This is a genomic window from Streptomyces sp. NPDC000229 (genome assembly GCF_040300825.1).
Taxonomy (GTDB): Bacteria; Actinomycetota; Actinomycetes; order Streptomycetales; family Streptomycetaceae; genus Streptomyces.
Genome location: NZ_JBEPEL010000012.1, coordinates 67,200 through 86,772, shown reverse-complemented (window position 1 = coordinate 86,772; position 19,573 = coordinate 67,200). Strand labels below are relative to the sequence as shown.

20 protein-coding genes are annotated in these 19,573 nt (G+C 72.4%); 10 read left to right on the top strand and 10 right to left on the bottom strand.

The window, feature by feature from the left end:
- Positions 1–110: 110 nt before the first annotated feature.
- Positions 111–452 carry a hypothetical protein gene (locus tag ABT360_RS09685; RefSeq protein ID WP_351813319.1) on the bottom strand — a complete coding sequence of 114 codons (342 nt, stop codon included), beginning with the start codon at positions 450–452 and terminating at the stop codon, positions 111–113.
- Positions 453–558: 106 nt separating this feature from the next.
- Between ABT360_RS09685 and ABT360_RS09680 the strand changes: the two genes are divergently transcribed.
- Positions 559–843, top strand: coding sequence for a hypothetical protein (locus ABT360_RS09680; RefSeq protein WP_351813317.1), 285 nt, complete (start codon positions 559–561; stop codon positions 841–843).
- A gap of 27 nt (positions 844–870) precedes the next feature.
- On the opposite strand, the gene hutH is transcribed toward ABT360_RS09680, so the two are convergent.
- The 5 genes from hutH to ABT360_RS09655 form a co-directional block, all read right to left on the bottom strand.
- The gene (gene hutH / locus ABT360_RS09675; RefSeq protein WP_351813381.1) at positions 871–2,412 is read right to left on the bottom strand and encodes a histidine ammonia-lyase; all 1,542 of its coding nucleotides are present in this window, start codon (positions 2,410–2,412) and stop codon (positions 871–873) included.
- Positions 2,413–2,476: 64 nt separating this feature from the next.
- On the bottom strand, positions 2,477–3,763 hold the full coding sequence (locus ABT360_RS09670; protein WP_351813315.1) for a GGDEF domain-containing protein: 1,287 nt from the start codon (positions 3,761–3,763) through the stop codon (positions 2,477–2,479).
- A 30-nt stretch (positions 3,764–3,793) separates the two neighbouring features.
- Entirely contained in the window at positions 3,794–4,582 is a 789-nt protein-coding gene (locus ABT360_RS09665; RefSeq protein WP_351813313.1) for an enoyl-CoA hydratase/isomerase family protein, read from the bottom strand.
- A 39-nt stretch (positions 4,583–4,621) separates the two neighbouring features.
- Positions 4,622–5,848 (bottom strand): adenylate/guanylate cyclase domain-containing protein, encoded by a 1,227-nt coding sequence (locus tag ABT360_RS09660; protein ID WP_351813311.1) that lies wholly within the window; start codon positions 5,846–5,848, stop codon positions 4,622–4,624.
- A gap of 108 nt (positions 5,849–5,956) precedes the next feature.
- Complete coding sequence (locus ABT360_RS09655) at positions 5,957–6,808, bottom strand: biotin--[acetyl-CoA-carboxylase] ligase (protein ID WP_351813309.1); 852 nt, start codon at positions 6,806–6,808, stop codon at positions 5,957–5,959.
- A gap of 109 nt (positions 6,809–6,917) precedes the next feature.
- Between ABT360_RS09655 and ABT360_RS09650 the strand changes: the two genes are divergently transcribed.
- Complete coding sequence (locus tag ABT360_RS09650) at positions 6,918–8,519, top strand: acyl-CoA carboxylase subunit beta (protein ID WP_351813307.1); 1,602 nt, start codon at positions 6,918–6,920, stop codon at positions 8,517–8,519.
- 9 nt (positions 8,520–8,528) lie between these two features.
- Positions 8,529–8,738, top strand: coding sequence for an acyl-CoA carboxylase epsilon subunit (locus ABT360_RS09645; protein ID WP_351813305.1), 210 nt, complete (start codon positions 8,529–8,531; stop codon positions 8,736–8,738).
- On the opposite strand, the gene ABT360_RS09640 is transcribed toward ABT360_RS09645, so the two are convergent.
- Positions 8,735–8,926 carry a hypothetical protein gene (locus ABT360_RS09640; RefSeq protein ID WP_351813304.1) on the bottom strand — a complete coding sequence of 64 codons (192 nt, stop codon included), beginning with the start codon at positions 8,924–8,926 and terminating at the stop codon, positions 8,735–8,737. The two genes, ABT360_RS09645 and ABT360_RS09640, sit on opposite strands and share 4 nt — an antisense overlap.
- Before the next feature lie 125 nt (positions 8,927–9,051).
- Between ABT360_RS09640 and mmpB the strand changes: the two genes are divergently transcribed.
- Together mmpB and ABT360_RS09630 are read left to right on the top strand one after the other, a co-directional pair.
- Entirely contained in the window at positions 9,052–9,180 is a 129-nt protein-coding gene (gene mmpB, locus ABT360_RS09635) for a morphogenic membrane protein MmpB (RefSeq protein ID WP_351813302.1), read from the top strand.
- A 49-nt stretch (positions 9,181–9,229) separates the two neighbouring features.
- Complete coding sequence (locus tag ABT360_RS09630; protein ID WP_351813300.1) at positions 9,230–9,841, top strand: Maf family protein; 612 nt, start codon at positions 9,230–9,232, stop codon at positions 9,839–9,841.
- A gap of 9 nt (positions 9,842–9,850) precedes the next feature.
- Here the strand turns inward: ABT360_RS09630 and ABT360_RS09625 are convergent, their stop codons facing one another.
- Positions 9,851–10,294 carry a hypothetical protein gene (locus tag ABT360_RS09625; protein ID WP_351813298.1) on the bottom strand — a complete coding sequence of 148 codons (444 nt, stop codon included), beginning with the start codon at positions 10,292–10,294 and terminating at the stop codon, positions 9,851–9,853.
- 356 nt (positions 10,295–10,650) lie between these two features.
- On the opposite strand from ABT360_RS09625, the gene ABT360_RS09620 reads away from it, so the two are divergent.
- Positions 10,651–12,405 (top strand): acetyl/propionyl/methylcrotonyl-CoA carboxylase subunit alpha, encoded by a 1,755-nt coding sequence (locus tag ABT360_RS09620; RefSeq protein WP_351813296.1) that lies wholly within the window; start codon positions 10,651–10,653, stop codon positions 12,403–12,405.
- Positions 12,406–12,512: 107 nt separating this feature from the next.
- Complete coding sequence (locus ABT360_RS09615; protein ID WP_351813379.1) at positions 12,513–13,121, top strand: TetR/AcrR family transcriptional regulator; 609 nt, start codon at positions 12,513–12,515, stop codon at positions 13,119–13,121.
- Between the two features lie 121 nt (positions 13,122–13,242).
- On the opposite strand, the gene ABT360_RS09610 is transcribed toward ABT360_RS09615, so the two are convergent.
- Together ABT360_RS09610 and ABT360_RS09605 are read right to left on the bottom strand one after the other, a co-directional pair.
- The gene (locus ABT360_RS09610) at positions 13,243–14,205 is read right to left on the bottom strand and encodes a DeoR/GlpR family DNA-binding transcription regulator (RefSeq protein ID WP_351813294.1); all 963 of its coding nucleotides are present in this window, start codon (positions 14,203–14,205) and stop codon (positions 13,243–13,245) included.
- A 189-nt stretch (positions 14,206–14,394) separates the two neighbouring features.
- Positions 14,395–15,834, bottom strand: coding sequence for an NAD(P)H-quinone dehydrogenase (locus ABT360_RS09605; RefSeq protein ID WP_351813292.1), 1,440 nt, complete (start codon positions 15,832–15,834; stop codon positions 14,395–14,397).
- 139 nt (positions 15,835–15,973) lie between these two features.
- On the opposite strand from ABT360_RS09605, the gene ABT360_RS09600 reads away from it, so the two are divergent.
- The 3 genes from ABT360_RS09600 (at position 15,974) to ABT360_RS09590 (ending at position 19,501) form a co-directional block, all read left to right on the top strand.
- Entirely contained in the window at positions 15,974–16,411 is a 438-nt protein-coding gene (locus ABT360_RS09600; protein WP_329876342.1) for a gamma-glutamylcyclotransferase, read from the top strand.
- A 179-nt stretch (positions 16,412–16,590) separates the two neighbouring features.
- The gene (locus ABT360_RS09595; protein ID WP_351813289.1) at positions 16,591–17,415 is read left to right on the top strand and encodes a purine-nucleoside phosphorylase; all 825 of its coding nucleotides are present in this window, start codon (positions 16,591–16,593) and stop codon (positions 17,413–17,415) included.
- Between the two features lie 445 nt (positions 17,416–17,860).
- Positions 17,861–19,501 (top strand): phospho-sugar mutase, encoded by a 1,641-nt coding sequence (locus tag ABT360_RS09590; RefSeq protein ID WP_351813287.1) that lies wholly within the window; start codon positions 17,861–17,863, stop codon positions 19,499–19,501.
- Positions 19,502–19,573 lie beyond the last annotated feature (72 nt).

Here is a 19,573-nt window from a genome sequence, read left to right as displayed (position 1 = left end):
AGAGCCGCCGGTTCCCGATCTTCCCGAGGTATACGGACACGCGTGAAACGGGGCCCGGACGCGCCTGCCGGGCGGCGGCCCGGGCCCCCGAGCGTGTCACAGGTCACACGCTACGGTCGTACGTCGTCGAGGTGGTCCTCATCATCCTCCTCGTCCAGGTCCCACATGTCCGCGCCGGGGTCGTAGTCCACCTGCTCGCTGGTCCACGACGCCTGGGCGAGCTCGACGCCCGGCACCTGACCGACCAGGTCGACCGGCTCGACGAGGTATGCGAGAGCTTCCGCTTCGTCTTCTCGTACCGCGGACCGGGCGTGTGTACGCTCCTCGTCCGCCATGAATTCGTCGGCTTCCACGCGCTCGAGGGCGGCTCCGGTGAGTTGAGCGTTGTCCGTCACTTCCAGCAGCAGTTCCACCCGAAGGCGCACATACCGTGATGTCTCAGCAGGGCTCATATGACGGAGCGTAAGCTGCCGGGACCCACGACTTTCCTGCGACCCGCTGTGTTCATTAGCATCGGCGCACCCACCAATTCTCGGTTCCGCAAGGGGATCTGAATCTGTGTCCGTCGCACGTCGACCGCTGCTGACCGCCACCGCCGCCGGGACCCTGCTCGGTGCGCTGTGGTTCGTCCCTTCGGCCAACGCCACCGTGGAACAGCCACCCGCGGAGCGGCACGAAACGAGAACGGCCGCCGCCTCGTCCGCGAAGAGCCCGGAGCTCGCGCTCGCCGACACGGGGAGCGTGGACACCACCCCGTACCTGATCGGGGGCGCGGCCTTCCTGGGCATCGGTACGGGGCTGGTGGCCTTCGCCGTACGCCGCGGGGCGCACACCGTCCTCTGACGGTGCGCGCCCCGCGCACAACGGTGGTCAGGCCAGCGGGCCGGTGACCTTCTCGACGGCCTCGACGAGCTTGCCCTCGCGTACGAAGGCGTCGGCGGCCTCCAGGTCGGGGGCGAGGAAACGATCCGGCCCGGGACCCTGGACGCCCGCCGCGCGCAGCGCCTCGACGGCGGCGCGGGAGGCGGGCGCCGGGGTGAGCCCCTCACGCAGCTCGATGGCGCGGGTCGCGGCGTACAGCTCGACGGCGATGATCCGGCCGAGGTTGCCGACGGCGGTGCGCAGCTTGCGGGCGGCCGACCAGCCCATGGAGACGTGGTCCTCCTGCATGGCGGAGGACGGGATGGAGTCGGCGGAGGCCGGGACGGCGAGTCGCTTCAGCTCGCTGACCAGGGCGGCCTGCGTGTACTGGGCGATCATCAGGCCCGAGTCGACGCCCGCGTCGAAGGCGAGGAACGGCGGCAGGCCGTGGGAGCGGTTCTTGTCGAGCAGCCGGTCGGTGCGCCGTTCGGCGATGGAGCCGAGGTCGGCGGCGGCGATGGCGAGGAAGTCCAGGACGTAGGCGACGGGCGCGCCGTGGAAGTTGCCGTTGGACTCGACGCGGCCGTCGGGCAGGACGACCGGGTTGTCGACGGCGGAGGCGAGCTCGCGCTCGGCGACGAGGCGGGCGTGGGCCATGGTGTCGCGGCCCGCGCCGGCGACCTGGGGCGCGCAGCGTACGGAGTAGGCGTCCTGGACGCGCGGGGCCTCGTCCTGCTGGAAGTGACCGGTGAGACCGGAGCCCTTGAGGACGGCGAGCATGTTCGCGGCGGCGGCGCCCTGACCGGGGTGCGGGCGGATGGCGTGCAGCTCGGGCGCGAGGACCTTCTCCGTACCGAGGAGCGCCTCCAGCGACAGGGCGGCGGTGATGTCGGCGGACTTGTAGAGCTTGTCCAGGTCCGCGAGGGCCATGATCAGCATGCCGAGCATGCCGTCGGTGCCGTTGAGGAGGGCGAGGCCCTCCTTCTCGCGCAGTTCGACGGGCTCGATGCCGTGCTCGGCGAGGAGCTCGCCGGCGGGGCGGACACGGCCGTCGGGGCCTTCGGCGTCGCCCTCGCCCATCAGGGTGAGCGCGCAGTGGCTGAGCGGCGCGAGGTCGCCGGAGCAGCCGAGGGAGCCGTACTCGTGGACGACCGGGGTGATCCCGGCGTTGAGCACGTCGGCCATGGTCCGGGCGACCTGGGGGCGGACGCCGGTGCGGCCGGAGCAGACGGTCTTCAGCCGCAGGAACATCAGCGCGCGGACGACCTCGCGCTCGACGGGCGCGCCCATGCCGGCGGCGTGCGACCGCACGATGTTGCGCTGGAGCTGGGCGCGCAGCTCGGGGCTGATGTGCCGGGTGGCCAGCGCTCCGAAGCCGGTCGACACGCCGTAGACGGGTTCGGGCTTGGCGGCGAGGGCGTCGACGATCTCACGGGCCTTGGCGAGCGCGGCGAGCGCCTCCGGGGAGAGCTCGACACGGGCGTTGCCGCGGGCCACGGCGATGACGTCCTGGGCGGTGGTACCGGACGTCCCCACCACGACTGTGTGCATATCCATATTCAGCAGCGTACGGACTGAATCCCAACGTGTCACTACCTCGCCCGACAAGAGCCCCTTACGCCCCGGGAGCCCCCTCCGCCCCAGCGCCCGGCTCCTCCCCGGCTGCCGGACCACCCGGAGCACCCGGAGCACCCGGGCCACCCGGACCACCCGGGCCACCAGCGTCCGGCGGAGCCGGGAGGGGCCCCAGGGCGGCCGCGTCCGGAGGGGCGTCGCGGAAGCTGCGACGGTCGCGGGAAGGGGCCGGGGGGTGGTCCGCCAGGGCGATGACCGTGCCGTCACGGCCGGCCACCACCGGCTTGGGCGACCGTGCCGCCTTGGCCCGGTACTGGGCCGCGTCCGCCAGCCGGAACAGGCGCCGCGCCGACTGCACCGGGCCGATCGGGTCACCGGTCGACGCCACCCCGCACGCCACGCCCTCACCCAGCTCCAGGTCGCCGGCGCGTACGCACAGCTCGTCGGCGGCGGCCACCACCTCGTCCGCCTGCGGCCCCACCGACACCAGGCAGAACTCGTCCCCGCCGAGCCGCGCCGCCAGCGCGCCGGGCAGCATCGCCCCGCAGTACGACAGGACCGAGCCGAACCGCTCCAGCAGCCGGTCCCCCACCGCGTGCCCGTGCGTGTCGTTGACGCGCTTGAGGCCGTTCAGGTCGCAGACCACCAGGCTGACCACCGTCCCGTCCGCCAGGAAGCGCTCCACGGCCTCGTCCAGCCGCATGTCCACCGCCCGCCGGTTGGCGAGACCCGTCAGCGGATCCGTGAAGGCCAGCCTGCGGACCTCCTCCAGCCGCTCGGTCTGTGCGATCCCGGCCGCGACGACCGACGCGAGGACGGTGGCGAAGTCGGCGTCGTGGCGGTCGAAGAGCGGCGCCCCGACCGGCCGGGCCACGTACAGCTCGCCCCACGCGCGCCCGTGCATCACTATCGGCGCGACCACGCAGCAGCCCCGCCCGCGCCGCCGCAGCGCGGCCACCCTGCCGCGCAGCGCCGCGTACGCCGGGCCTCCGGGCACCTCATGCCCCTCGGCCGTCTCCACCCAGGCGTTCGGCTCGCCGCCGCCCGCCCACCGCTCGTGCAGGAACTCGGTGATCTCGGAGAACTGGTGGACCGGGTACGTCTCGGAGTCCGGGAACTCCTCCTCGTCCGGCGCCCGCGCTCCCGCGTTCACCAGCACCTTCAGCCGGCCGAGGTCGCGCTCCCACATCGAGAGCGCGGCGAACGTCCCGCCGAGCGCGTCCCGTGCGCCCAGCGCGGCCGCCCGCCAGGTCTCGCGCGGAGTGTGCGCCGACGCCATGGCCTGCGCGAGCGCCACGACAGCGCGTAGCCGGACATCCTCACCCATTCCTCAAGCTTAGGGAGGATGACCGACTTTTCACTCCCCGGGCCACTCCGGCCTCCGCTTCTCGTTGAACGCCGCGACGCCCTCGGCCCGGTCGCCCGAGAAGGCCACCGACCGCCACGCCGCGTCCTCGACCTCCAGGCCCGCCCGCAGGTCCAGGCCCTGCCCCAGCCGCATGGCGCGCTTGGCGGCGCGCAGCCCGACCGGCGAGTTGGCGGCGATCCGGCCGGCCAGCTCCAGGGCGCCCACACGGGCGTCGTCCACCAGCTGGTCGACGAGCCCCAGCGACACCGCCTCGGCCGCCGCCACGCGCCGCGCCGTGAACACCAGCTCCGCCGCCCGCGCGGCCCCCACCCGGCGCGGCAGCAGCTGCGTACCCCCGCCCCCCGGGATGACGCCCACCGACACCTCGGGCAGCCCGACGACCGCTGTCGCGTCCACCACGATCAGGTCGCAGGCGAGCGCGAGCTCGAACCCGCCGCCCAGGGCGAAGCCGTGCACGGCGGCGACGGTCGGCATCGGCAGCTCCAGCACGCCGGTGTACGCGCCGCGCGCCACCGGCCGCTGGCGCACCAGCTCGGCGTCGCTCAGCGAATTGCGCTCCTTGAGGTCGGCACCCACGCAGAACGCCTTGTCGTTCGAGGAGGTGAGCACCGTCACGCGCACCGACGGATCGGCCGCCAGCGCGTCACAGGCGGCGCCGATGGAGCGGGCCATCTCCGTGGAGACGGCGTTCATGGCCTTGGGCCGGTCGAGCACCAGCTCGGCGACATGGTCGTGGTGACGAACGGCGACGAATTCACCGAAGCGCTGCTCGGACATGCGTGACACACCCTCCCGGTTAACGAACGTTAGCGACCGCTAACCGGGGATCTTAGGCTCCCGCCGCGTGAGCAGCCAGGGCTCGATCACCCCGAGACCGCGCACCGGCCGCTGCCACATGGGCTGGAGAGCGAAGCGATACTTCGACAAGGCAGCGGGCGCCTCGCCCTCCTTCTCCGCCCGGGCGATCTCCTCGGCGACCTGGGACTCCGACACCGGCGCCTCACCCGTGCGCGACAGCTCCTTGGCGAACGCCCCGTCGACCAGGACCGCGTCCTTGGGCGCTATCGAGGTGAGCCGGCTCGCCAGGTTCACCGTCGTACCGAAGACGTCGCCCATCCGGGTCGTGACGGTGCCGAAGGCGATGCCGACGCGCAGCGCGGGCATCGTCTCGTCGTGGGTGAGCGTCTCGATGAGCCGGAGCGCGATCTCCGCGGCCGTGCCGGCGTCGTCGGCCGCGTACAGCACCTCGTCACCGAGCGTCTTGATCAGCCGCCCGCCGTGCGCGGCGACCAGGTCGGCCGAGGTGGTCTCGAACGCCTCGACGAGCTCGCCCAGCTCCTCCTCCTCCAGCCGCCGGGTGAGCCGGGTGAAGCCGACGAGGTCCGCGAAGCCGACCGCGAGGCGCCGGTCCACCATCTCCTCGTCGTCGGCGGCCTGGACCACCCGCCCGGTCGCCGCCGCGAGCTGGCGTCGCCACACGTACACCAGGAACTCCTGGAGCTCCGGCAGCAACAGCTCCACCAGGGGATACGTCACTTCCGTACGCGTCATCCCGGGTTCGGGCGGCTCGGTGAGGCCCTCCAGGAACGAGTCGATCTGCCATTCGGCCAGCCGGGCGGTGGTCTGGCCGGTGGACCGGGCCACCTGCACCGCCATCGGCTCGCTCAGCAGCCCCGCCTCGACCAGACCGGCCAGCCGGCGCAGCGCCAGCACGTCCGCCTCCGTCAGCGCCTTGGCCTGCCCGATGTCGGCGAAGCCCATCGCCCGCCAGAACCGGGAGGCCAGGTCCATGGAGACACCGGCGGTGCGGGCCGCCTGGAAGGGGGTGTAGCGGCGCTCGGCACCGAGGATCAGCTGCTCCAGGCGGATGGCCAGGGGGTCGTCGGTCGGCTCCGCCGTGTGGTCGACGACATGGTGGGGGGTGGGGTACTCCGCCCCGCTCGGCGTCCCGCCGGGCTCCGCCCCACCGGGCTCCGCCCCGCTCGGCTCCGCCCCGTTCGGCCCGGACCCGGACCCGCCCGAGTTCGCGTCGTCGACGGTCACCGGCCGCCTCCTGCCCGTTCCCTGCGCACTGTCCTGCCGATCTGTAGCTGGATCGTCGTCAACGATACGGCAGGTGTGCCCTGGCTCACGTCCCCGCGGCCGAGCGGGTCAGTCCACCGGGCGCAGATGCACGATGTCTCCCGCGCCCACGGCCTCCCTCTCTCCGCCGGGCGGCGCCACCACCAGCCGGCCGTCGCCGTCGATGGCGACCGCCTCCCCGGTGAGGGTGCGGTCGCCGGGCAGCTCGGCGCGGACGGTACGGCCGAGGGTCGCGCAGCCCGCCGCGTACGCCTCCGCCAGTCCGCACGCCGCCGGGTCGCCGCCGGCGGCGGTCCACCGGCCGTACCACTGCTCCAGCGAGCGGAGCAGGGCGCGCAGCAGCGTGTCGCGGTCGGTGGAGATCGCGTCCGCGAGGAGCAGGGAGCCGGCCGTGGGCACGGGCAGCTCCTCCTTGTGGAGCGTGACGTTGAGCCCGAGCCCGACGACGATTCCGTCGTCACCGGCCCGCTCGGCGAGGATGCCGCCCGCCTTCCGCTCCTCCCCCGCCACCTTCACCATCAGGTCGTTGGGCCACTTCAGTGCCAGGTCGGCACCGGCGGCGCGGGCCAGGCCGGTGGCGGCGGCGACGCCGGTGAGCAGCGGCAGCCAGGCGAGGCGGGCGACGGGGACGTCCGGCTTGAGCAGGACGGAGAAGAACAGGCCCGAGCGGGCGGGCGCGGACCAGGTGCGGTCCAGTCGGCCGCGCCCCGCGGTCTGCTCCTCGGCGACCAGCACGGCGCCCTCGGGGAGGCCGGCGGCGCGGGCGGCCAGGTCGGAGTTGGTCGAGCCGGTGGCGGGCACGATGTCGAGGGAGGTCCACAGCCCGCCGGGCCGGACGAGGGCGCGGCGCAGGGAGGCGGCGTTGAGCGGCGGTCGTTCGAGGTCGGACCAGGGGCTCCCTGGACCAAGTGAGGGCGTCATGCAAGTCAGCGTAGGTGTGGTAAACACCGCACTGCCGAAGGCCATGCCCGCCGATACGCTACGGATCAGTAGCCAACGATCCCGTGACCAGCCAGGGAGCCGCATCCCGATGTCCGAGCCGGCCAAGCCCCAAGAGCCCCAGAAGATCGACATCCATACGACCGCGGGCAAGCTCGCGGATCTGCAGCGCCGTATCGACGAGGCGACGCACGCGGGCTCCGAGCGCGCCGTCGAGAAGCAGCACGCGAAGGGCAAGCTGACGGCCCGCGAGCGGATCGCCCTGCTGCTGGACGAGGATTCCTTCGTCGAGCTGGACGAGTTCGCCCGGCACCGCTCCACCAGCTTCGGCCTGGAGAAGAACCGCCCGTACGGAGACGGTGTCGTCACCGGGTACGGAACGGTCGACGGCCGCCCGGTGGCGGTGTTCTCGCAGGACTTCACCGTCTTCGGCGGGGCCCTCGGCGAAGTGTTCGGGCAGAAGATCATCAAGGTGATGGACTTCGCCCTGAAGACCGGCTGCCCGGTCATCGGCATCAACGACTCCGGTGGCGCCCGTATCCAGGAGGGCGTCATGGCCCTCGGCATGTACGGCGAGATCTTCCGCCGCAACACCCATGCCTCGGGCGTGATTCCGCAGATCAGCCTGGTCGTCGGCCCGTGCGCGGGCGGCGCGGTCTACTCCCCGGCGATCACCGACTTCACGGTGATGGTCGACCAGACCTCGCACATGTTCATCACCGGCCCCGACGTCATCAAGACCGTGACGGGCGAGGACGTCGGCTTCGAGGAACTGGGCGGCGCCCGGACGCACAACACCACGTCCGGTGTGGCGCACCACATGGCGGGTGACGAGAAGGACGCCATCGAGTACGTCAAGTCCCTGCTGTCGTACCTGCCGTCGAACAACCTCTCCGAGGCGCCCGCCTTCCCGGAGGAGGCGGACCTTCAGCTGAGCGACGAGGACCGCGAGCTGGACGTCCTCATCCCGGACTCGGCGAACCAGCCGTACGACATGCACACCGTCATCGAGCACGTGCTGGACGACGGTGAATTCCTGGAGACCCAGGGCATGTTCGCCCCGAACATCGTCACCGGCTTCGGGCGGGTCGAGGGCTATCCGGTCGGCATCGTCGCCAACCAGCCGATGCAGTTCGCGGGCTGCCTGGACATCAACGCCTCCGAGAAGGCCGCCCGGTTCGTCCGCACGTGCGACGCGTTCAACATCCCGGTGCTGACGTTCGTCGACGTACCGGGCTTCCTGCCGGGCGTCGACCAGGAGTACGGCGGGATCATCCGGCGCGGCGCCAAGCTGATCTACGCGTACGCCGAGGCGACCGTCCCGCTGATCACGGTGATCACGCGCAAGGCGTTCGGCGGCGCGTACGACGTCATGGGGTCCAAGCACCTGGGCGCCGACCTGAACCTGGCGTGGCCGACCGCGCAGATCGCGGTGATGGGCGCGCAGGGCGCGGTGAACATCCTGCACCGCCGCGCCATCGCGGAGGCCGACGACGTCGAAGCGACGCGGGCGCGGCTGATCCAGGAGTACGAGGACGCCCTGCTCAATCCGTACACGGCGGCCGACCGCGGTTACATCGACGCGGTCATCATGCCGTCCGAGACACGGACGCAGATCGTCAAGGGCCTGCGTCAGCTGCGGACGAAGCGGGAAAACCTGCCCCCGAAGAAGCACGGCAACATCCCCCTCTAAGGAGCCCCCATGATCAAGGTTCTGCGGGGCAACCCGACCCCGGAGGAGCTGGCCGCCGCACTGGCGGTGGTCCAGGCGCGCGCCGCCGCCACCGCCTCGGCGGACTCCGGCGGCGCGGCGCGCGTTCCCGAGGGCTGGTCGGACCCGGCGAGGATCGCCCAGAGCCGCCGCCCGCAGCCGGGCCCGCGGTCATGGGCGCGCTCGTACTGGCCGCTCTAGCCGTCACAACAGGTCGGCGACGGCCTCCACCCCGCCTCGTCCGGGTGGAGGCCGTCCTCGTACGCGTACGCGGGGTGCAGCCGGTCCGGGTCGGCCGGGCCGGCCATGAGCCGGTGGCAGCCGACGACCGCGTCGAACGCGCCGGACCGGCGGCGCGCGCTCGCCCGCGGCGAGGCCCCGCCCGGCACCGACCCGGTCGAGGTCGTCGCGTGTTCACCACCCCTTGATCAGTCCGTTGATTAGTCCGTAAGCACCGGGGCGCCTGAGTACGCATACTCAGGCGCAGGGCGGACCCCACGAGCAGGATCGAAGGATGCTGTGGTCCGACCCGGAGAACGAACCCCCCGAAGAGCTGCGCGACATGCAGGCGATGCTGCGCCGCGCGGGGATTCTGCTGGCGCTGGCGATGGTGCTGGCGATGTTCGCGGTGGGCCTCCACTGACACGGTCACCGCCCCCGCCGGCAGGGGCGTTTTCCGTACGATGGCGCCCATGACTGCTGCTCGGCGCCGCCGCCTCGTCCTCGCCTCCGCGTCCCCTGCCCGCCTCGGTCTGCTGCGCCAGGCCGGGCTCACCCCCGAGGTGATCGTCAGCGGGGTCGACGAGGACAAGTTCACCGCCCCGACCCCGGCCGAGCTGGCGCTCGCCCTCGCCGAGGCCAAGGCCGCCCACGTGGCCGCCAAGCCCGAGGTGAGCGGCGCACTCGTCATCGGCTGCGACTCGGTCCTGGAGCTGGACAAGCAGGCCCTGGGCAAGCCCGCCGACGCCGAGGAGGCCACCGCCCGCTGGAAGGCGATGCGCGGCCGCGCCGGCATCCTCCAGACGGGCCACTGCGTCTACGACACGACCGCCAAGCGGTACGCCTCCGCGACCGCCTCCACCCTCGTCCGCTTCGGCGACCCGACGGACGAGGAGATCGCCGCGTACGTCGCCAGCGGCGAACCCCTCCACGTCGCGGGCGCGTTCACCCTCGACGGCCGCTCGGCCCCGTTCATCGACGGGATCGACGGCGACCCGGGCAATGTGATCGGCCTGTCCCTGCCGCTGCTGCGCCGCCTGCTGGCCGAACTGGGCATCTCCATCACCGATCTGTGGAGCGACTGACCTCCCGCGTCACGCCGGAGCCACGCCGCCCTCCTGCACGGGCGGCGCGGGCTCCCCGTCCTCCGGCGCGTACAGCACCAGCGACGCGACGACGAGCCCCAGCACGACCATCATGCAGGCGAACGCGCCCCACCCGACCAGGCCCACCGCCACCGCGCCCAGCACCCCGTGCGTGATCGCACAGGAGATGAGCACGATCCGTATGGCACGCCCCGGCGAGCGGTCCCGGACGCCGAGGAGCACCAGCAGCGCCCCGCACAACGCCACGTACGCCCCGAAGACCCCGCCCATGACCCAGATCGCGGTCACCATCAGGTCCGGGTCGAGACCGTCCAGCGACATCCGCTGGCCTCCCATGACCTTGGCGAGCACCATGTGCAACAGCACCAGGCCCACCGCCTCCAGGACCAGTACGGTCCCGGCCGCCAGCGCTATCGGTCTGCGGGCCACCATGGGCTCTCCCTGCCTGTTACCTGCCCCGATGAGTCAGTACGGACGACAGCGCGCAGGCTACTGACTGGTAAACGTGGGGACAAGGGTTCCGGGAGGGCGGCAAAGAATCATTCGGCCATTCGTAGGGACTCCACAAAGAATCGGGAGGCCTCGCTGGCCGGGAAGACAGAGACCTAGACCACACCCCAGGGTTACTGTTCCGTCAAGAAGCCCTGCGTAACGTGGTGCGACAAGGGATTTCACGACTCCACTACGCCTCGAATCACGCTCCGTGTGGGCAAGCTCACCATTGGGGACGGGTCGAAAGGCCGTGTCGGCAGTCCCTAAACTCAGCTTGTTTCAAGGAGGGAGCCATCGTGCGCAAGGTGCTCATCGCCAACCGTGGCGAAATCGCTGTCCGTGTCGCCCGTGCCTGCCGGGACGCCGGGATCGCCAGCGTAGCCGTCTACGCCGATCCGGACCGGGACGCCCTGCACGTCCGTGCGGCCGACGAGGCGTTCGCCCTGGGCGGTGACACCCCGGCCGCCAGCTATCTGGACATGGCCAAGGTGCTCAAGGCCGCCGCGGACTCCGGCGCGGACGCCATCCATCCGGGTTACGGATTCCTCTCCGAGAACGCGGAGTTCGCCCAGGCAGTCATCGACGCGGGCCTGACCTGGATCGGCCCGCCGCCCCAGGCGATCCGGGACCTCGGTGACAAGGTCGCCGCCCGGCACATCGCCCAGCGGGCGGGTGCGCCGCTGGTGGCGGGTACGCCCGACCCGGTGTCCGGTGCGGACGAGGTCGTGGCCTTCGCCGAGCAGCACGGCCTGCCGATCGCCATCAAGGCCGCCTTCGGTGGCGGCGGACGCGGTCTGAAGGTCGCCCGCACGCTCGAAGAGGTCCCGGAGCTGTACGACTCCGCCGTCCGCGAGGCCGTCGCCGCCTTCGGCCGCGGCGAGTGCTTCGTCGAGCGCTACCTCGACAAGCCCCGGCACGTGGAGACCCAGTGCCTGGCCGACAAGCACGGCAACGTCGTGGTGGTGTCGACGCGTGACTGCTCGCTGCAGCGCCGTCACCAGAAGCTGGTCGAGGAGGCCCCCGCGCCGTTCCTGTCCGCCGAGCAGAACGCCGAGCTGTACCGGGCGTCCAAGGCCATCCTGAAGGAGGCCGGCTACGAGGGTGCCGGCACCGTGGAGTTCCTCGTCGGCCAGGACGGCACGATCTCCTTCCTGGAGGTCAACACCCGCCTCCAGGTCGAGCACCCGGTCACCGAGGAGGTCACCGGTATCGACCTCGTCCGCGAGATGTTCCGTATCGCCGACGGCGAGGAGCTCGGGTACGACGACCCTGCCGTACGCGGTCACTCGTTCGAGTTCCGCATCAACGGCGAGGACCCGGGCCGCAACTTCCTCCCCGCCCCCGGCACCGTCACCGCCTTCGCGCCGCCCAGCGGCCCGGGTGTGCGCCTGGACGCGGGTGTGGAGTCGGGCAGCGTCATCGGCCCGGCGTGGGACTCCCTGCTCGCCAAGCTGATCGTCACCGGTGCGACCCGTGAGCAGGCCCTTCAGCGCGCCGCCCGTGCTCTGGCGGAGTTCAACGTGGAGGGCATGGCCACGGCCATCCCCTTCCACCGTGCGGTCGTCGCCGACCCGGCGTTCACCTCGGACCCGTTCCGCGTCCACACGCGCTGGATCGAGACCGAGTTCGTCAACGAGATCAAGCCCTTCGCCGCGCCCGCCGAGGCCGAGGCGGAGGAGGAGCCGGGCCGCGAGACCGTCGTCGTCGAGGTCGGCGGCAAGCGCCTGGAGGTCTCGCTGCCGTCCTCGCTGGGCATGAGCCTGGCCCGTACGGGTCTGGCCGCGGGCGCCAAGCCCAAGCGCCGGGCCGCCAAGAAGGCCGGTTCCGCCGCCTCGGGCGACACGCTCGCCTCCCCGATGCAGGGCACGATCGTCAAGGTCGCGGTCGAGGAGGGCCAGGAGGTCAAGGAGGGCGACCTCATCGTCGTACTCGAAGCGATGAAGATGGAGCAGCCGCTCAACGCCCACCGCGCGGGCACGATCAAGGGCCTGTCGGCGGAGGTCGGCGCGTCGGTGACGTCCGGCGCCGCGATCTGCGAGATCAAGGACTGACACACCTCACCACAGGGGCCCGTCGGCGCATGCCCGGCGGGCCCCTCGCCATGGGCCTCGATGGCATCCTGGAGACAGAGGCGGGGCCTGCGAGGGAGGACGGCGCGATGGCGACGAGTACGGCGGCGGGCGGGACGGCGGCGGACAGGACGCCGGGCGCGCCGCGCCCCATGCGCGCCGATGCCCGCCGCAACTACGAGCGGCTGCTGAGCGAGGCGCGCGTCGCGTTCGCGGAGCACGGCACCGATGCGTCGCTGGAGGACATCGCGCGCCGCGCCGGGGTGGGGATCGGTACGCTGTACCGGCACTTCCCCAACCGGCACGCGCTGATGAACGCCGTCTTCCAGGAGGCGCTCCACGCCCTGCTGGAGCGGTCGCACGATCTGGCCGGCTCGGCACAGCCGTGCACGGCGCTCGTGGAGTGGCTGCGTGCCATCGTCACGCACGCGGGTGAGTACCGCGGCCTCGCCCGCGCGCTCATGTCGGCCTCGCACGACGCCAGTTCGGCGCTGTCGCAGTGCAGCACACCGATGCGCTCGGCGGGCGAGCGGCTGCTGATCCGCGCCCAGGAGGCGGGCGCGGTACGGGCGGACGTGTCGATCGGCGACCTGATGCAGCTCACCAACGCGATCGCCCTGGCCGCCGAACAGTCCCCGGACGATCCGGGGCTGGCCGACCGTCTCCTGACCCTGACACTGCGGGGCCTCAAGCCCTGACCCGACCCCCGTCCGGCCGGGCGGCCTCCCCGGGGCGCGCCGTCCGGGCGTCACCGGACCCGGTGGGGCGCCTCACGGCGCCGGTCGGCGCGCCGCGGGACGTACGGCCGTGAGGGGGCCGTCAGCGGCGGCGGAGGTCCGCCACCCGCGCGCTGCGTTCCGGGGGCTGGCCGTCGCCCGACAGGGACGCGCTGCGCAGTTGCGGGCCGCCCGGGTGGCGGGCGCGCTGGCCCGGGAGGGGGACGTCCCGGCGGGCCTGGCGGCCCGGTGGCGGGGCGCCCTCCGCGCCGGACGCGCCGGGCGCCTGGCCGGCCACCGTGATCTGGACGCCCTGGTCCGCCAGTGCCTGGAGCTCGGTGCCCGCCCGGTCGTCGTGGACGGGCGGCTCGTCGGTGACCAGCCGGGTGATCAGGTCCGTCGGCACCGTCTGGAACATGGTGTCCGTACCGAGCTTGGTGTGGTCGGCCAGTACGACGACCTCCGCCGCCGCCTGGACCAGCGCCCGGTCGACGCTCGCGGACAGCATGTTGGACGTGGACAGGCCGCGCTCGGCGGTGAGCCCGCTCCCGGACAGGAACGCGCGCGAGACCCTCAGCCCCTGGAGGGACTGCTCGGCCCCGCTGCCCACCAGCGCGTAGTTGGAGCCGCGCAGGGTGCCGCCGGTCATGACGACCTCCACCCGGTTGGCGTGGGCCAGTGCCTGGGCGACGAGCAGGGAGTTGGTGACGACGGTCAGCCCGGGTACACGGGCGAGCCGGCGGGCCAGCTCCTGCGTGGTGGTTCCCGCGCCGACCACGATGGCCTCGCCCTCTTCGACGAGTCCGGCGGCCACGTCGGCGATGGCCGTCTTCTCGGCGGTCGCGAGATGGGATTTCTGCGGGAAGCCGGACTCTCGCGTAAAACCGCCCGGCAGCACCGCACCGCCGTGCCGGCGGTCGAGGAGTCCTTCTGCCTCCAGCGCCCGCACGTCACGCCGTACGGTCACTTCGGAGGTCTGGACGACACGGGCGAGCTCCCGGAGCGATACCGCCCCGTTGGCGCGCACCATTTCAAGGATCAACTGACGACGTTCTGCAGCGAACACGAAACTGACAGTAACCCCAGCGACCGTTTCTTTGCAGCGGTATGCGCCTATTACGCGAAGTTGCGAACAGACGGGCCCGCCAAGTGGTATAGGCGGGCCCGTCCGAGAACGTTCCTTGACTGATCGATGTCCCGACTTGCCGGGGGTTGCCGGGTGTTGTCCCTCCCCCGGCGTCCCCGCGGCGACCGATTACAGCTCGGCGCTCGTCTTCCGGGTGTGCAACTGTCGTGCCACCTCGGCGATCGAGCCCGACAGGGACGGGTACACGGTGAAGGCGTTTGCGATCTGTTCGACCGTCAGGTTGTTGTCGACCGCGATCGAGATCGGGTGGATCAGCTCGCTGGCGCGCGGCGCCACGACACAGCCGCCGACCACGATGCCGGTGCCCGGACGGCAGAAGATCTTGACGAAGCCGTCCCGGATGCCCTGCATCTTGGCGCGCGGGTTGCGCAGGAGCGGCAGCTTCACGCTCCGCGCGTCGATCTTGCCCGCGTCGACGTCCGCCTGCGTGTAACCGACCGTGGCGATCTCGGGGTCGGTGAAGACGTTCGAGGAGACGGTCTTCAGGTTCAGCGGGGTCACCGCGTCGCCGAGGAAGTGGTACATCGCGATCCGGCCCTGCATGGCGGCGACCGACGCGAGCGCGAAGACGCCGGTGACGTCACCGGCGGCGTACACACCGGGCGCGGAGGTGCGCGAGACCTTGTCGGTCCAGATGTGGCCGGAGTCCTTGAGCCGTACGCCGGCCTCCTCCAGCCCCATCCCGGCGGTGTTCGGGATGGCTCCGACGGCCATCAGGCAGTGCGTACCGGAGATGACCCGCCCGTCGGCGAGCGTCACCTCCACCCGGTCGCCCACCCGTTTGGCGGAGGCGGCGCGGGAGCGGGCCATGACGTTCATGCCGCGGCGCCGGAAGACGTCCTCCAGCACGGCCGCCGCGTCCGGGTCCTCGCCGGGCAGCACGCGGTCGCGCGACGAGACCAGGGTGACCCGGGAGCCCAGCGCCTGGTAGGCGCCGGCGAACTCGGCACCGGTCACACCGGAGCCGACCACGATGAGCTCCTCGGGGAGCTCGTCCAGGTCGTACACCTGCGTCCAGTTGAGGATGCGCTCGCCGTCCGGCAGGGCGTCGGGGATCTCGCGCGGGTGGCCGCCGGTCGCGATCAGTACGGCGTCGGCGGTGAGCGTCTCCTCGCTGCCGTCGGCGGCGGTGACGATCACCTGTCGGGAGCCGTCCATCGCCTGGCGGCCGTCGAGCCGGCCCCGGCCGCGCAGCACGCGCGCGCCCGCACGCGTGACGGAGGCGGTGATGTCGTGCGACTGGGCGAGCGCGAGCCGCTTCACACGCCGGTTGACCTTGCCGAGGTCGACGCCGACGATCCGGGCGGGCTGGTCGATGTGCGGAGTGTCGTCCGCGACGATGATGCCGAGCTCCTCGTGGGAGGAGTCGAAGGTGGTCATCACCTCGGCCGTGGCGATGAGGGTCTTCGAGGGTACGCAGTCGGTCAGGACGGACGCTCCGCCGAGGCCGTCGGTGTCGACGACGGTCACCTCCGCGCCGAGCTGGGCGCCCACCAGGGCCGCCTCGTATCCGCCGGGTCCGCCACCGATGATCACGATCCGGGTCACTGGGGTTACGCCTCGCGCTCTCGTCACGGCAGGGATGCAAGTACGTACCCCATTGTCCCGCACGGCCCGGGCGGCTTCCCCCCGGGGCCCTCCATCGGGAAACAGCACTCACCCCCGGCCCTCCCGTACCCTCGATCCCATGTCGCTCTACGCCGCGTACGCCGGCAACCTCGACGCGCGGCTGATGACCCGCCGCGCCCCGCATTCCCCGCTGCGCGGTACGGGCTGGCTCAACGGCTGGCGGCTGACGTTCGGCGGCGAGCAGATGGGCTGGGAGGGCGCGCTGGCCACGATCGTGGAGGCGCCGCGTTCCCAGGTGTTCGTCGCGCTGTACGACATCGCCCCCATGGACGAGGACTCCATGGACCGCTGGGAGGGCGTCGGCCTGGACATCTACCGCCGCATGCGGGTGCGGGTGGACACCCTGGACGGCGAGGAACCCGCCTGGGTGTACGTCCTCAACGGATACGAGGGCGGCCTGCCCTCCGCGCGCTACCTGGGCGAGATCGCGGACGCCGCGGAGTCCGCGGGCGCCCCGCACGACTACGTGATGGAGCTGCGCAAGCGGCCCTGCTGAGGGCTTTTGTCGAAAACGACAAGACAACGATCCCAGCTCCGTGGGCATCGTCATCTACGCGCGTAGGCAAAGTCGGGCTACGCTCTTGTGCGTACTGCATTCTTCCGGGGCCGGCCCCCGGACCCCCGGTCCACGAGAGCGGCCCGGGGCGACTGTTACTTCGCGAGGCGAGAGACTCTGTGAACGCAACTGCCACCCCGGACCACCTCCAGGGCGACCCCTACGCCGCCGCCGCCGACGCCGCCGCGCGCCTGCGCGAGCTGACCGGCGCCGAGACCCACGACGTCGCCCTGGTGATGGGCTCCGGCTGGGCGCCGGCCGTCGACGCCCTCGGCGCCCCCGACGCCGAGTTCCCGGTCACGGAGCTCCCCGGCTTCCCGCCCCCGGCCGTCGAGGGCCACGGCGGCAAGATCCGCTCGTACACCATCGGCGACAAGCGCGCGCTGGTCTTCCTGGGCCGTACGCACTACTACGAGGGCCGTGGCGTCGCCGCCGTCGCCCACGGTGTGCGCACCGCGGTCGCCGCCGGCTGCAAGACGGTCGTGCTGACCAACGGCTGCGGCGGCCTGCGCGAGGGCATGCGCCCCGGCCAGCCGGTCCTGATCAGCGACCACCTGAACCTGACGGGCGCCTCGCCGATCGTCGGCGCCAACTTCGTGGACCTCACCGACCTCTACTCGCCGCGCCTGCGGGCGCTGTGCAAGGAGGTCGACGAGACCCTCGAAGAGGGCGTGTACGTCCAGTTCCCCGGCCCGCACTACGAGACCCCGGCCGAGATCAACATGGTCCGCGTCCTCGGCGGCGACCTGGTCGGCATGTCGACCGTCCTGGAGGCCATCGCGGCCCGCGAGGCGGGTGCGGAGGTCCTCGGCATCTCCTTGGTCACCAACCTCGCCGCGGGGCTCTCGGGCGAGCCGCTGAACCACGAGGAGGTCCTCCAGGCGGGCCGCGACTCGGCCGCCCGCATGGGCGAGCTCCTGACCCGGGTCCTGGACCGCATCTGACCGTCCCGGGGGCGCGGGGCACAAGCCCCGGCCCCCCGGGTGGCGGGGGTGGGGCCTTCGTCCCCCGCCCCTCCCCCGCTCCCCGGCGGGCGCGGGGCCCGCTTCCTTGAACCGGCGGCTCCATCCCCGGGCCCCCACGCGGGGCGTGTCGGCAGTACGTGGGGGCTGGCGGCCCCACGTGCCGGTTCGGCAGCTTCCCGGCGCCAGGCCGGTGCGGCCGGCCGACCCCGTACCGCCGCCGCCGACGACGGGCCCGGATCACCCCCGCGGGGCGCGTGCGGTGGGGCGTTCCGGGCATGGGCGACCGAGCTCGCGGGGGGCAAACACGCCCGACGCGCCACGCCCGTACGGGCAACCGGGCCCCCGCCCCGGGAAGGGGACGGCCGGCCGGGGTACCGGTATCCCTGGCGCAGACCAGTCGCAGACATCCAGAGAGGCAGACACCGTGCAGCAGAACCTCATCGCGCAGGCGGAGGCGTGGCTCGCCGAGGACCCGGATCCCGAGACGCGGGACGAGCTCGCCAAGCTCATCGAGGCGCGGGACCTCGACGAGCTCGCCTCCCGGTTCAGCGGCACCCTCCAGTTCGGCACGGCGGGGCTGCGCGGCGAGCTGGGGGCCGGGCCCATGCGGATGAACCGGTCCGTGGTGATCCGGGCCGCCGCCGGGCTCGCCGCGTACCTCAAGGACCAGGGCCACACCGGCGGCCTCGTCGTCATCGGCTACGACGCCCGCTACAAGTCGGCCGACTTCGCCCGCGACACCGCCGCCGTCATGGTCGGCGCCGGGCTGCGCGCCGCCGTCCTGCCGCGCCCGCTGCCGACGCCCGTCCTTGCGTACGCCATAAGGCACCTGGGCGCCGTCGCGGGTGTCGAGGTGACCGCCAGCCACAACCCGCCCCGCGACAACGGCTACAAGGTCTACCTGGGCGACGGCTCGCAGATCGTGCCGCCCGCCGACACCGGCATCGCCGCGGAGATCGCCGCGATCACGAGCCTCGACGACGTACCGCGCGCGTCGGACGGCTGGGAGACCCTCGGGGACGAGGTCCTGGAGGCCTACCTGGCGCGCACGGACGCCGTCCTGAGCCCCGGGTCCCCGCGGACCGCGAACGTCGTCTACACGGCCATGCACGGCGTCGGCAAGGACGTCGTCCTCGCGGCCTGGGAGCGCGCCGGATTCCCCGCGCCGACGCTGGTGGCGGAGCAGGCGGAGCCGGACCCGGCCTTCCCGACCGTCGCGTTCCCCAACCCCGAGGAGCCGGGCGCGATGGACCTGGCCTTCGCCAAGGCCCGCGAGGCCGGGCCCGACATCGTCATCGCCAACGATCCGGACGCCGACCGCTGCGCCGTCGCCGTACCGCACGAGGACGGCTGGCGCATGCTGCGCGGTGACGAGGTCGGCGCGCTGCTCGCCGCCCACCTGGTCCACAAGGGCGCCACCGGCACCTTCGCCGAGTCGATCGTGTCCTCCAGCCTGCTGGGCCGGATCGCCGAGGCGGCCGGGCTGCCGTACGAGGAGACGCTGACCGGCTTCAAGTGGATCGCCCGCGTGGAGGGCCTGGCCTACGGCTACGAGGAGGCGCTCGGCTACTGCGTCGACCCCGGTGGCGTACGGGACAAGGACGGCATCACGGCGGCGCTGCTCGTCGCCGAACTGGCCTCGGAGCTGAAGGAGCAGGGCCGCACCCTCTCCGACCTGCTGGACGACCTCGCCGTCAGGCACGGGCTGCACGCCACGGACCAGCTGTCCGTCCGGGTGGAGGACCTGAGCGTCATCGCGAACGCCATGCGCCGCCTGCGTGAGCAGCCGCCGACCGCGCTCGCCGGGCTGACCGTGACGTCGGCCGAGGACCTGACCAAGGGCACCGACAGGCTCCCGCCCACGGACGGGCTGCGGTACTACCTGGACGGCGCCTTCAAGGCCCGCGTCATCGTCCGCCCCAGCGGCACCGAGCCCAAGCTGAAGTGCTACCTGGAGGTCGTCGTCCCGGTCGCCGACGCCGGCGAGCTGGCCGGCGCGCGGGCGAAGGGCGACGACGTCCTGGCCGCGATCAAGCGGGACCTGGCGGCGGCGGCCGGTATCTGAGCCTCGTCACCAGGTTCACGTACGGGTGAATCTCGTACGGCACTTGACGCAGGGGCCCGGTACGTACCCGGG

Bases quoted from the DNA above. Each gene is read 5' to 3' on its own strand.
- ABT360_RS09685 (WP_351813319.1), bottom strand. From the start codon at position 452: ATGAGCCCTGCTGAGACATCACGGTATGTGCGCCTTCGGGTGGAACTG.
- hutH (WP_351813381.1), bottom strand. From the start codon at position 2,412: ATGCACACAGTCGTGGTGGGGACGTCCGGTACCACCGCCCAGGACGTC.
- ABT360_RS09670 (WP_351813315.1), bottom strand. From the start codon at position 3,763: ATGGGTGAGGATGTCCGGCTACGCGCTGTCGTGGCGCTCGCGCAGGCC.
- ABT360_RS09665 (WP_351813313.1), bottom strand. From the start codon at position 4,582: ATGTCCGAGCAGCGCTTCGGTGAATTCGTCGCCGTTCGTCACCACGAC.
- ABT360_RS09655 (WP_351813309.1), bottom strand. From the start codon at position 6,808: ATGACGCCCTCACTTGGTCCAGGGAGCCCCTGGTCCGACCTCGAACGA.
- ABT360_RS09650 (WP_351813307.1), top strand. From the start codon at position 6,918: ATGTCCGAGCCGGCCAAGCCCCAAGAGCCCCAGAAGATCGACATCCAT.
- ABT360_RS09645 (WP_351813305.1), top strand. From the start codon at position 8,529: ATGATCAAGGTTCTGCGGGGCAACCCGACCCCGGAGGAGCTGGCCGCC.
- mmpB (WP_351813302.1), top strand. From the start codon at position 9,052: ATGCTGTGGTCCGACCCGGAGAACGAACCCCCCGAAGAGCTGCGCGAC.
- ABT360_RS09630 (WP_351813300.1), top strand. From the start codon at position 9,230: ATGACTGCTGCTCGGCGCCGCCGCCTCGTCCTCGCCTCCGCGTCCCCT.
- ABT360_RS09625 (WP_351813298.1), bottom strand. From the start codon at position 10,294: ATGGTGGCCCGCAGACCGATAGCGCTGGCGGCCGGGACCGTACTGGTC.
- ABT360_RS09615 (WP_351813379.1), top strand. From the start codon at position 12,513: ATGGCGACGAGTACGGCGGCGGGCGGGACGGCGGCGGACAGGACGCCG.
- ABT360_RS09600 (WP_329876342.1), top strand. From the start codon at position 15,974: ATGTCGCTCTACGCCGCGTACGCCGGCAACCTCGACGCGCGGCTGATG.